This window comes from Halomonas qaidamensis (assembly GCF_025917315.1).
GTDB lineage: Bacteria > Pseudomonadota > Gammaproteobacteria > Pseudomonadales > Halomonadaceae > Vreelandella > Vreelandella qaidamensis.
Window position 1 is genome coordinate 1997554 of the sequence record NZ_CP080627.1, and the last position, 12476, is coordinate 2010029.

A 12476-nucleotide genomic window follows, 5' to 3' on the forward strand; every position below is an offset into this window, starting at 1 on the left:
AAAATAGTTATTTATCAGCATTTTACAACATAAATTTATAACAGAGCCTTATAATAAAACTTTCTATTAGTACTGTTTATTGACACTTTCTAAGTATAGTTATTCATTATCGCTTACTCATTACGCGTGCGGGCATACCCACACGCCTTACTACCATCAATGTCCATGTTAGGGCATACAATGTTCAGCATTACTATTTTCGTTGACTGGCTATCTTGATAGCGGAGCACTCCATGGATGACGTCACCAGTCAGTTTATTATTGACAACCAAACTAGCCTTCATCTAGCCATTGCCCTGCTATTGGGCGCTATTATTGGTTTAGAGCGCGGATGGGATGCCAGGAAACAAGCCAGCGGAGAACGAATTGCCGGTATTCGCACCTTTGCCCTGATTGGCCTGCTAGGGGGCGTGGCTGCCCTGCTGGCAAAAGAAGTTACCGAGTGGGCCTTTCCAGTCCTGCTCATTAGCGTAGTGGCTATGGCTCTGGTGGCATTTAATGAAAGGCTCACCCATATACGTAATTTCAGTATCACTGGCACCATCGGCATCGTGCTCACCTTCTGCTATGGCGCTATTGCCGTTGCCATAGACCCAGCCATCGCCACCGCTGCCGCGGTAGTAACAGCACTACTGTTAGATAACAAGCAGGAGATACATGGGCTAATCGATAAGCTGCAAGAACACGAGTTAGATGCAGCTTTAAAGCTGCTGGTTATCTCAGTCGTGATGCTGCCCTTGCTGCCGAATGAAGACTTAGGTCCTGGCGGCGTTCTCAACCCGCAAGAAATTTGGTGGATGGTTGTACTGATCGCCTCGGTTTCCTTTGTAGGCTACTTCGCCATTCGGCTGGCAGGTACTAGCAAAGGCATTCTGTTTACCAGCCTGTTTGCGGGACTCAGCTCCTCTACCGCTTTAACACTGCACTATGCTAGGCAATCCAAGCTCTCGCCAGACGTAAGCCCACAGTTTGCTAGTGGCATTCTCATTGCTTGCGGCACTATGTTCCCACGCATTCTGATCTACTGTGCCTTGATTAACCCTGCGCTATTACCCAGGCTGGTATGGCCTATTGTGGTGATGACCCTGTTACTGTACATACCTGCCTTTTTCATCTGGAAGCGATACGCGAAGCGCCTAAACGTAGGTCGACCGGAACTTACCCAAAATCCTTTAGATTTAAAACCCGCGCTGCTGTTTGGCCTATTATTGGTGGCTATCCTTCTGTTGGGGGAGTTCCTGCAGGCATGGCTAGGTGATTTGGGCATTTACGTGCTGGCAGCCACCTCCGGAATAGCCGATGTAGATGCTATCACCCTGTCACTAACTCGGATGTCTCAGGACTCGCTAGCCCTGCAAACAGCCGTCATCGGCATTGTCATCGCAGCAGCCACCAACAACTTAGTAAAATCGGCTATCGCTGGTGCCATTGGCTGCAAAGAATTGGGTATACAGGTGGCGGGGCCTATGCTGTTGTCATTAGCGGCTGGGTTAACAGTCGCATGGCTTCAATAGATCAGATTAACGTGGTGGGCAATAAAACGCTTTCAACAACTCGTTTTCAGACACGCGTTTTCAAGTACTCGCTTTCAAGTACTCGCTCCTTTAAGACGGTACTTAAAGACGTCTTGAGGCAAGGGCGTGGTCGAACTCTTCGCGGTAGGCCATGCGATGCGATGCAGGATCTTCCGGCAGGCGGCCAAGCGCCACTGCCAACTCAAAGAACCCCGGCCCGGGCAGGTCGCCCCGCCGACTGATCACTAGAGCTGCCATCATTGGGCGTTCGGCGGCAATATCCTCGCGCATCATAATTTCCAGCGCTTCCGTGACCTGCCGTATGGTACCAGGCGGCGTTAACTGCATGGCTGCCGCGGCGTCTCGATAGGTAGTAGGCACGGCGTTATCAGGCAGCGACTGCAGCCATGCACGCAAACGAAGCACCAACGAGGTTTGATGTGTCACTGGAGTGCTCCTTTTGCTTGATGATTGGTTTTGCTTGATGATTCGTTTTGCTTGATTATTGAGCTGTACTGCCGCTTAGCAGGTTAACTGAACCAAGGGCCGGGGCGTATGGAGTGCGCTGCCGCGTCATGCATCTGCCTATTAACTGGCCGTCTATTAACTAGCTATTCATTACCTGCCACCTTGGCAGGCATGCCAAGACGACCGATACCAGGCAGCTTGATAGCAGGACGCATAAAATCAATGCCCGCGCTCAGCCCCAACAGATTAATTTCCAATCCCTCTTCCAGCGCAAACATAATGCCCATCACCCCACCAAGGGAAAGCTGATAGCCAGAGCCGCTGGGCACTGTGGCAGCAACACCATTAAACAAATAATCTTTACCAACCGCAGTGGTTGGCAATGCAACGTCTAAGCCTTCGACCTCTCTTATTACCCAGGCAATAAAGCTATTACTGTTAGGGCCAGGCCATACCCGATAAAGGTCGGCTTGGGGATAGCGCGCCACGGCTTCGGCAATCCTTGGTATCAAGCGTGCAGCTTCTTCACCACGATAGTCTGCCAGTAGTTCTGGAGGGTTACCAAACCACGCCCGGTCAGGGGTATCGATTGACGAAACCACGGTTGGCCGACGCCAGCTCAATACCTGGTGCAGCCGATAGTCCGCCGCCCCTTCTGCTTTTGTTGCAATCCAGATATGGACACCAAATGCTCCGCGCCAGTTATAAGCACGCGCGGCATAAACCTGAACAACGGCCTCTTGCACGCTCTCAGGGTCAGGCGCTAAACCCGCTGAAGAACGATCAAGGGTTGACCAGTGACCATCAGTGTCTACTTGATTGCTCGCCAATAGCCAGGCAGGCCCCGCAAGCAGTAGCGCTAATAACGCGACCAGGCCAAACAGCCAGCGCAGTATAGGTTTCATAGGGTTATCCAGAGCAAAAGTATCTGAATACCTGAATTAACGAGAATGCGCAAACAAAGGCACAACAACCAATGGTGCTGGTAAGAGGGTAATAATAGGGCAAATACAAGAAAAAATAGAACGGCGGGGAAAAACCAAAGCAGAAATGGAGGCGGCCCCAAAAGCCACATCCCGGCACACGCAGCCACCGCTACCGTTGCTCCCTTCCGGGCCTGGCGGGGTTTGCAGTTTAGCGTTGCGGGAGGACCTAAGGGGCCACCATAACGGCACACTCTGATACTTAACATATGAATGTGCTAACGCTGATGTGGTGGCTACGCCCTGATTTGAACAGGGGACCCCATCATTATGAGTGATGTGCTCTAACCAGCTGAGCTACGTAGCCTTTTCCTCATCAACGGGTGCAGATTATGCCTATCTTAACGACGAAAGGCAAGCCGAAAACGACCTGCCTTTTGTTCAATAACCTTGAATGTGAAAAATACGCTTAGAGGCAGTGCGTGCTTATAAAGCTTCTCGGACTGCCGACAGTGCTTCTCCGCCATCACGGGTCGTCACCCCTTCAAGCCACACTTCTAACACATCACTGTTGTCGTTAAGATAACTGCGTGCGGCCTCTCGCGGGTCTACCCCATCGTCCATGATGGCACTCATCAATTGGTTTTCCATTTCCAGCGTGAACGTCATATTTTTTAGCAGTTCACCAACATTTGGACACGCATCAACAAACCCTGCCCGGGTATTGGTATGCACAGTTGCACCTCCCAAGTTGGGTCCAAAATAGTCATCGGCACCCGATAAATATGCCATCTCAAAATTAGTGTTCATGGGATGTGGCTCCCAGCCTAAAAACACCATCCATTTTTCATTGGGCACCCGCGCGCGAAGCTCAGCCAGCATGCCCGCCTCGCTCGAATCAACGACTTGCCAATCACCTAGCCCATAAGCGTTGTCATCAATCATTTGCTCAATGAGTTCATTGCCATCGTTGCCAGCTTCGATGCCGTGCAAGCGTTGCTCAAACTGATCAGCATGCTCTGCCAAATCGTTAACCGAGGTTACGCCCGCATCATAAACATATTGTGGTACTGCCAGGGTGTACTTGGCACCTTCAAGGTTGACCACTAAACGCTCAACCTCACCGCGCTCTACATAGGGGTCACTGATTGAAGCCATCGAGGGCATCCAGTTCCCTAAAAAAACGTCAAAATCATTGTTACGCATACCCGCGTAAGCAATGGGCACCGAAACGGTATCAACACGGGTTTCATAGCCAAGCGCTTCTAACACTTCGGTAGCCAGCGCCGTCGTTGCGGTGATATCGGTCCAACCCACTTCTGCGAAGCGAACCCTACTACACTCGTTTGCATAGGCAGCCGCCGGTAAACAGGCTGTCAGTAATAACGTGCTTACGCTTCGTGTATATGTGCGTTTCATCTGATTTTCCCCATTATCGGTTTTATATGAACACGCCCTGTACGTATAAGTCGTAGGAACAGGATAACAATGCACCCTTTTATTGATTGAACGTTCAATAAAAAAATGCCATCATGGTCAGGTAATCATGCCTACTCCTGGTTTTCAAGGGCAGGAGCCAATGGGCATTCAACGTCAGTAGGAGATAGCTGTGCCTAAGGTGGGAATGGAACCGATACGCCGCCAGCAGTTAATTAAGGCTACCATGGCGGCCATTGACGAGGTTGGTTTAGCAGAAGCGACGGTCATGCGGATTGCCCGTCATGCTGGCGTCTCAGCCGGCATTATCAGCCACTATTTTGGCGGTAAGGATGGCCTACTAGAAGCAACCATGCGGCAAATTTTGACTGACCTCAGCGAGGCCGTTGCCGCACGCCGCCGCGCGTTAGAAGACGACTCTCCTCGCGCTCACATCGGCGCCATCATCGAAGGTAACTTTGATCGCACTCAGGTGACCGGCCCTGCCGCTAAAACGTGGCTCGCCTTTTGGGCTAGCAGCATGCATAAGCCGGTGCTTCAACGGCTTCAGAATGTCAACGACCGCCGTTTGTACGCCAATTTATGCCATCAATTTCAGCGTGTAATGCCCCGAACAGATGCCCGCAATGCCGCCCGTGGGCTGGCCGCGATGATTGATGGTCTATGGCTGCGTGGTGCGCTTACGCCTGAAGGGCTCGATGCTCCTGAAGCGCGACATCTTGCGCACACCTATCTCGACCAACTGCTTATTCATTATGGATGTCATCAACGCGCATCCACTGCAGAAACACAGTAAGGAGACCAACATGGCCGCTCAAGATATACAGCCACTTTATATTGATGGTCGCCCGGTAGATGCCACCTCCGGCGAAACATTTACCGTTACCAACCCCTATAACGGCAGCCTGCTGGCCACCATTGGCCAAGCAAGCCAAGCCGATGTCGATAGCGCTGTAGAAGCCGCCCAGCACGGCCAGCGTGAATGGGCAGCAATGACCGGCATGGAGCGCTCACGCATCTTGCTGCGCGCGGTTGCACTGTTACGAGATCGCAACGATGAGCTTGCTGCATTGGAAACTCAAAACACCGGTAAGCCGATCAGCGAGACTGCCAGCGTCGATATTGTGACCGGTGCCGATGCCTTGGAATACTACGCAGGCCTTGCCCCTGCCATTGAAGGCAGCCAAATTCCACTGCGCGATAGCTCCTTTGTGTATACACGCCGCGAGCCACTCGGCGTCATTGGCGCTATTGGTGCCTGGAACTACCCTATTCAAATCGCCTGCTGGAAAGCCGCGCCTGCGCTGGCAGCGGGTAACGCGATTGTCTTCAAGCCCAGTGAAGTCACACCGCTAACCGCTCTCAAGCTTGCCGAAATTTTCACAGAAGCAGGCCTGCCCAACGGTGTTTTTAACGTCGTTCAAGGCGATGGCCGCGTTGGCGCGATGCTGACTGGGCACCCAGGTATCGCCAAGGTATCGTTTACTGGAGAAGTAGGCACTGGCAAAAAGGTCATGGCCGCTGCCGGTGGCTCTACCCTGAAAGATGTCACTATGGAACTGGGCGGCAAATCGCCACTGATCGTGTTTGCCGATGCCGATTTAGATCGTGCCGCCGATGCCGCGATGATGGCCAACTTCTACTCCAGTGGCCAGATTTGCACTAACGGCACTCGCGTATTCGTTGAGCGCAGCGTTAAAGAGGCCTTTGAGGCGAAGCTGGTTGAGCGCGTTCAGCGCATTAAAGCGGGCGATCCGATGGACCCCAGCGTTAACTTTGGCCCGCTAGTCAGCTTTGAACACCAGCAAAAAGTGCTTTCCTACATTGCCCTAGGTAAAGAGCAAGGCGCGCGGGTATTGGCTGGCGGTGATGAGTGGAATACCGGTGACTGGGCGAATGGTGCCTGGGCGGCGCCCACTATCTTCACTGACTGCACTGACGATATGCGCATCGTCAAAGAAGAGATCTTTGGCCCGGTGATGTCCGTACTTGCCTTTGACGACGAAGACGAGGTTATTTGTCGCGCCAATGACACCAACTACGGCTTGGCAGCGGGTGTGTTCAGCGAAAGCTTGAATCGCGCTCATCGGGTTATTCACCAGCTAGAAGCGGGTATTTGCTGGATCAACACCTGGGGCGAGTCGCCTTCCGAAATGCCGGTAGGCGGTTACAAAGAGTCGGGCATTGGCCGTGAAAACGGCGTTGAGACGCTGAATCATTACACCCAGACCAAGTCTGTGCAAATCGAAATGGGACCGTTTGAGTCGGTGTTTTAATCGAAGTAATGGACGCTACCGGTAGGCATATAGAAAAGAAGCTTTTCAGTTATACCTGCCGGTTCATTACCCATCATTCGGCTCTTTCAAGGTAAAAGCATGTCTCAATCACGTGAATATGATTACATCATTATCGGCGCCGGCTCAGCGGGTAACGTGCTGGCCACCCGCCTGACCGAAGACAGCGACGTCAGCGTTTTGCTGCTTGAAGCAGGCGGCCCCGATTACCGTTTCGATTTTCGTACCCAAATGCCCGCTGCACTGGCGTATCCACTACAGGGCAAACGCTACAACTGGGCGTTTGAAACCGATCCCGAACCACATATGGATGGCCGCCGTATGGAGTGTGGTCGGGGTAAAGGCCTGGGCGGCTCATCGCTGATCAACGGCATGTGCTATATCCGCGGCAACGCGCTAGATTACGATAACTGGGCCAAAGAACCCGGTTTGGAAGAGTGGGATTACCTCAGTTGCCTGCCCTATTTTAAAAAGTGCGAAACCCGCGATATTGGCCCTAATGATTACCACGGCGGCGACGGCCCGGTCAGCGTGACCACGCCTAAAGCTGGCAATAACCCGCTTTACCGCACGTTTATCGAAGCGGGTAAGCAGGCAGGCTATCCAGAAACAGACGATGTAAACGGCTATCAGCAAGAGGGTTTCGGCCCTATGGACCGTTTCGTCACGCCCAAGGGCCGCCGCGCGTCTACGGCACGCGGTTATCTGGACATTGCCAAGCAGCGCAGCAACCTGACCATCGAAACCCACGCCGTCACGGATGTGATTGAGTTTGATGGCAAGCGTGCTGTTGGCGTGCGTTACGAGCAAAAAGGCCAGCCACACCAGGCTCGCGCCCGCCGAGAAGTACTGCTGTGTGGTGGCGCCATTGCCTCACCGCAGATTCTCCAGCGTTCTGGGGTAGGCAATCCCGAGTGGCTTAAAGAACTGGGTATTTCGTTGGTTCATGAGCTTCCCGGTGTAGGCGAAAATCTCCAAGATCACCTTGAAATGTACATTCAATACGAATGCAAAGAGCCCATTTCGCTGTATCCAGCGCTGAAATGGTACAACCAGCCAAAAATCGGCGCTGAGTGGCTGTTTAAAGGCACTGGCGTGGGCGCCAGTAACCAGTTTGAATCCTGTGGCTTTATTCGTAGCAATGATGAGGAAGCATGGCCAAATCTGCAGTACCACTTTCTACCCATCGCGATTAGTTACAACGGTAAAAGCGCCGTCCAAGCACATGGCTTCCAGGCCCACGTTGGCTCAATGCGCTCGGAAAGCCGCGGGCGGATTCGCCTCACTTCAAAAGACCCGCACGCGGCCCCTAGCATCTTGTTTAACTACATGGCCAAAGAGAAAGATTGGCAAGAGTTCCGCGATGCGATTCGCTTAACCCGCGATATCATCGCGCAACCCGCCTTTGATAAGTACCGTGGTCGTGAAATTTCACCTGGCCCTAGCGTACAAAGTGACCAAGAGCTTGACACTTTTGTTAAACAGCACGCTGAAACCGCCTATCACCCTTGTGGCAGTTGCCGCATGGGCGAAGGTGAGATGGCAGTCACCGATGGGCAAGGCCGTGTGCACGGGCTCGAAGGCTTACGCGTCGTTGATGCATCGCTATTCCCTGTTATTCCCACCGGCAACCTCAACGCGCCAACCATCATGCTGGCGGAGAAAATTGCTGACCAGATTCGCGGCCGCGAGCCACTACCCCGCGCCAACGTTGATTACTATGTCGCTCACGGCGCGCCAGCTAAACAGGCTTCATAAAACGCAGTCTATCAACCTATAAAGTAACGCTAAACGCTATGGCCATATGCCATGGCGTTTTTTTATGCCTTATGTACGCTACAGTAGGGATATAACGCGAACGTATGACAGTGAAACGCTTGCACTTTGGCTAGTGACTCTGCCAATATTCAAACATACGTTTAAATGCGTTCATTATAAACCCCGATGGAGATACAACCATGCTCACCCTACTGCTCATTGTGCTTGCCGTTATCGGCTTGCTCGTGGTGATGCGCCGCGAAGCAGGCGCAACGCCAGCCTTCGCTCTGCTTGGCGCACTAGGCTTGGTCGGCTTAGTGCTTGACGCGCCTGTTATTGGCACGCTGCTACTGATAGCAGCCGTTGCGGTTGCGGTTGCTGGTCTGCCTGCACTGCGCAGCAAGTGGCTAACGCCGCGCATTTTCGCCACCTTTAAAAAGGTAGCGCCAAAAGTATCCGACACGGAGCGCACAGCGCTAGAAGCTGGCACTGTCTCCTGGGATGGCGAACTCTTCTCTGGCAAACCGCAATGGGAATCGCTGCTCAACTATAAAGACGACGGCCTGAGCGAAGCAGAGCAAGCTTTCTTGGATAACCAGTGTGCCAAAGCAGCCGGCATGTGTAATGCCTGGGATATCGCCCAAGAGCGCGCTGACCTACCCCAACAACTGTGGGATTATCTAAAGAAAGAAGGCTTCTTCGGCATGATTATTCCGAAGGAGTATGGCGGCCTAGAGTTCTCGGCGAAAGCACAATCCATGGTGCTGCAGAAACTCTCTGCTAATGAGACGCTAATGGTCACCGTTGGCGTACCTAACTCACTCGGCCCAGGCGAGCTGCTACTTAAATACGGTACCCAAGAACAGAAAGACCACTACCTGCCACGCTTATCCGATGGCCGTGAGATCCCTTGCTTTGGCTTAACCGGCCCACGTGCTGGCTCTGATGCCACGTCGCTGCCGGATACCGGCGTCGTCTGTAAACAAGTCATCAACGGCGAAGAAGTGCTTGGCCTACGGCTTAACTTCGAAAAACGCTGGATAACTCTGGCTCCCATCGCCACGGTGGTAGGCCTAGCCTTCCGCCTGTTCGACCCAGAAAAACTGCTCGGTGACGAAGAAGATCGCGGCATTACTCTAGCGCTCATCCCCCGCGACACCCAGGGCATGGACATCGGCCGCCGCCACCACCCCATCGGCAGTCCGTTTATGAATGGCCCGATTAAAGGTAACGACGTATTTGTGCCGTTGGATACCATTATCGGTGGCCCCGATATGATCGGCCAAGGCTGGCGCATGCTGGTCGAGTGTCTCTCGATTGGTCGCTGCATTACTCTACCTTCTGGCGCCACCGGCACCGCCCGCTACGCGCTAGGCTGGAGCGGCGGCTTTACTCGCGTTCGTCGTCAGTTCAACGTCCCCGTCGCAGAAATGGAAGGCGTACAGGAGCCGTTAGCACGCATGGCTTCGCTGGCTTACATCTCTGCTGCGACGGTTTATCAAACCGCCAACCTGATCGACCACGGCGAAAAACCTGCCGTTCCTTCAGCAATTTTGAAAAGCCAGTTGACCGAATTCCAGCGCGTATTGCTTAGCGACGCTATGGATGTTCATGGTGGTAAAGCCGTTACCCTTGGCCCACGCAACTATCTAGGCATTGGCTACAGCGCTAACCCGGTGGCTATTACCGTGGAAGGCGCGAACATTATGACCCGCAACCTGATGATCTTTGGTCAAGGTGCGATTCGCTGCCACCCTTATGTGCTGGACGAGCTAGCCGCTAAAGATGCCAACGATGTTAAAGCCTTCGACAAAGCCTTCTTTGGTCATGCAGGGCTGATCTTCGGCAATGCTGCTCGTGCCTTTACGCTTGGTTTTGGGCTAGGTAAACAGAGCGTTCCCTTCAGCGGACCTGCAGCTACCTACGCGCAAGATATCGCACGCCTTTCTGCAGGCTTTGGTTTATGCGCCGATGCCGCCATGGCAAGCCTTGGCTCTACGCTGAAAAAGCGCGAAATGCTATCAGCGCGCCTGGGTGATGTCCTGTCGAACCTTTACTTGGCCTCGATGGTGCTAAAGCAGTGGCACACAGGCAATAAAGTGGAAGGTGAAGAAGCACTGTTGCATTACAGCCTGCAGTTCCTACTTAACCGTGCAGAGCAAGCGTTTGTGGAAATTTTCGATAACCTGCCAAACCGTGCGTTAGGTAAGGTGTTGAAAGTTGTGGTCATGCCGACGGGCCGCCGCTGGAACAAACCCCATGACGACCTGGCCCGCGATATCGCGCAGCGTGTATCTACACACAGCGCTCTACGCAGCAAGCTGCTTTCTAATACCTGGGATAAAGATGATGGCGCAGAGTCTAACCCCCTTGCTCGCTACAACGCGCTGCTGGTGGACTATGACCGTGCCGAAGCCCTCTACCGCACGGTGAACAAAGCTTACGCCAAAGGTGAGCTGCCACAAACGGCGCTACACCCTGAAGCACGCATAGAAGCCGCACTGGAAAAAGGGCTTATCAAAGAAGACGACGCACAGTTTATGCGTACCTTCGAAGCAGAAGTGCTGGAAATGCTGACGGTAGACGACTTCGCCTATGACGCGTTTGCTAAGGATAAATCAACGTTGATTAATCACAACGCAGCGCCTGTAGCACCGCCGCTACAAGAAGAAACCAGCGTTAAGTAGTCACACCCCACTTTAACTAGCCTTCCCAACCGGCCTCTTCAGGCCGGTTTTTTTACGCGCATTTTCAAAAACGAAACAAACGAACATTTGTTTATCACCTCAAGAGCTTGAAAAGTCACCAGTTAACTTTCTTTAATGGCCAATGTACGCCTAAAAGCGAATACAAACAGCCTCAAAAGTCGTTGCAAGTTCGCAAGTGATCAACTAGCCTTTCGTTATTGAAAATAAAGCGCGTAAAAATTACGATCAACGCAAGACTTCTACCGACAACATCTACCAATAACAATGACGTTAGCGAGATCGGCATGTCCTTACATCTGCAAAATATCGACCATATCGTCGGTGGTGAATCCCATATCAGTGGGATAAACCTTGAGCTGGAGCCGGGTTCTTTCAATGTGCTGCTAGGACGAACCTTAGCAGGTAAAACAACGCTCATGCGCTTAATGGCAGGCTTGGAGCCCCCAACTCGTGGGCGTATTTATATGGACGGCAACGACGTTACTGGTGTGTCAGTACGTAACCGTAATGTCTCCATGGTGTATCAGCAATTCATCAATTACCCAGGCCTTAACGTTTATAACAACATAGCGTCTCCTCTTAAGTTAGCTAAGACATCGAAGAAAGAAATCGACAAGCGCGTCAGAGAAACCGCCGCTATGCTGGGTATAGACCACTTATTAGATCGCTTACCACTAGAGCTTTCTGGTGGGCAGCAGCAGCGTACCGCCATGGGGCGTGCGCTGGTTAAAGATGCTGACCTGATCTTGTTTGATGAACCTTTGGTCAATCTTGATTACAAACTGCGTGAAGCGTTACGCGATGAACTTCGCGAGTTATTCAAATCGCGTAACTGCATTGCTGTCTATGCCACCACTGAGCCTAATGAAGCATTAGCACTAGGCGGCAATACTGCCGTGTTGCATGAAGGCAAACTGTTGCAGTACGGCCCCACCGAGCAAATTTATCGCGAGCCTAAGAGCATCTTGAGTGCTGAGATGTTTTCAGAACCGCCAATTAATATTGTGCCGGGGCATCTTACTGACAATGAAATTACCTTTGACCAAACTATTCACTTCCCTTGCGACGTGGCTCTGCGCAATCTGCCCCCTGGGGCGTATCGTTTTGGCGTCCGCGCCTCTCACGTTAGCTTAACGCCGAATGCGGCGGATGACTTAGAGCTGGAAGTTGAAGTAGAAGTCGCTGAAATCAGCGGCTCGGAAACCTTTCTGCATGTGCGACACAGCTTATTTCCTTTAGTACTTCATTTGCTGGGCATTCATACGCCTAAAGTCAACCAACGCCTTAAGATCTACTTCCCCACGCACAAGCTGTTCGTGTTTGATCAGCAGGGCTCTATCGTCCATACGCCGGAAACGCGGGGAGGCAACTAAC

9 protein-coding genes, 1 tRNA gene and 1 other RNA gene are annotated in these 12476 nt (G+C 52.4%); 6 read left to right on the top strand and 5 right to left on the bottom strand.

What is annotated here, in order from left to right:
• Positions 1-233: 233 nt before the first annotated feature.
• The gene (locus K1Y77_RS09295; protein ID WP_030072698.1) at positions 234-1514 is read left to right on the top strand and encodes an MgtC/SapB family protein; all 1281 of its coding nucleotides are present in this window, start codon (positions 234-236) and stop codon (positions 1512-1514) included.
• Positions 1515-1616: 102 nt separating this feature from the next.
• Here K1Y77_RS09295 and K1Y77_RS09300 read toward each other — a convergent pair whose 3' ends face one another.
• The 5 genes from K1Y77_RS09300 to K1Y77_RS09320 all read right to left on the bottom strand — a co-directional run bounded on the left by K1Y77_RS09300 (position 1617) and on the right by K1Y77_RS09320 (position 4324).
• Complete coding sequence (locus K1Y77_RS09300; RefSeq protein WP_030072696.1) at positions 1617-1961, bottom strand: hypothetical protein; 345 nt, start codon at positions 1959-1961, stop codon at positions 1617-1619.
• A gap of 164 nt (positions 1962-2125) precedes the next feature.
• On the bottom strand, positions 2126-2887 hold the full coding sequence (locus K1Y77_RS09305; RefSeq protein WP_264428120.1) for a DUF3750 domain-containing protein: 762 nt from the start codon (positions 2885-2887) through the stop codon (positions 2126-2128).
• Positions 2888-3042: 155 nt separating this feature from the next.
• Positions 3043-3139: signal recognition particle sRNA small type (gene ffs / locus K1Y77_RS09310), an RNA gene on the bottom strand.
• Positions 3140-3195: 56 nt separating this feature from the next.
• Positions 3196-3272, bottom strand: a tRNA-Met gene (locus tag K1Y77_RS09315).
• A gap of 119 nt (positions 3273-3391) precedes the next feature.
• Positions 3392-4324 (bottom strand): choline ABC transporter substrate-binding protein, encoded by a 933-nt coding sequence (locus tag K1Y77_RS09320; protein WP_264428122.1) that lies wholly within the window; start codon positions 4322-4324, stop codon positions 3392-3394.
• A gap of 190 nt (positions 4325-4514) precedes the next feature.
• Here K1Y77_RS09320 and betI point away from each other — a divergent pair, with 190 nt between their 5' ends.
• The 5 genes from betI to K1Y77_RS09345 all read left to right on the top strand — a co-directional run bounded on the left by betI (position 4515) and on the right by K1Y77_RS09345 (position 12475).
• Positions 4515-5138 carry a transcriptional regulator BetI gene (gene betI / locus K1Y77_RS09325; protein ID WP_264428124.1) on the top strand — a complete coding sequence of 208 codons (624 nt, stop codon included), beginning with the start codon at positions 4515-4517 and terminating at the stop codon, positions 5136-5138.
• 10 nt (positions 5139-5148) lie between these two features.
• A complete protein-coding gene (gene betB, locus K1Y77_RS09330; protein WP_264428126.1) occupies positions 5149-6618 on the top strand; it encodes a betaine-aldehyde dehydrogenase in 1470 nt (489 codons plus the stop codon).
• A gap of 99 nt (positions 6619-6717) precedes the next feature.
• Complete coding sequence (gene betA / locus K1Y77_RS09335; protein WP_030072640.1) at positions 6718-8394, top strand: choline dehydrogenase; 1677 nt, start codon at positions 6718-6720, stop codon at positions 8392-8394.
• Between the two features lie 200 nt (positions 8395-8594).
• Positions 8595-11081, top strand: a complete 2487-nt coding sequence (locus K1Y77_RS09340; RefSeq protein ID WP_264428128.1) for an acyl-CoA dehydrogenase — start codon at positions 8595-8597, stop codon at positions 11079-11081.
• A 305-nt stretch (positions 11082-11386) separates the two neighbouring features.
• Positions 11387-12475, top strand: a complete 1089-nt coding sequence (locus K1Y77_RS09345; protein WP_030072636.1) for an ABC transporter ATP-binding protein — start codon at positions 11387-11389, stop codon at positions 12473-12475.
• Position 12476: the final 1 nt, after the last annotated feature.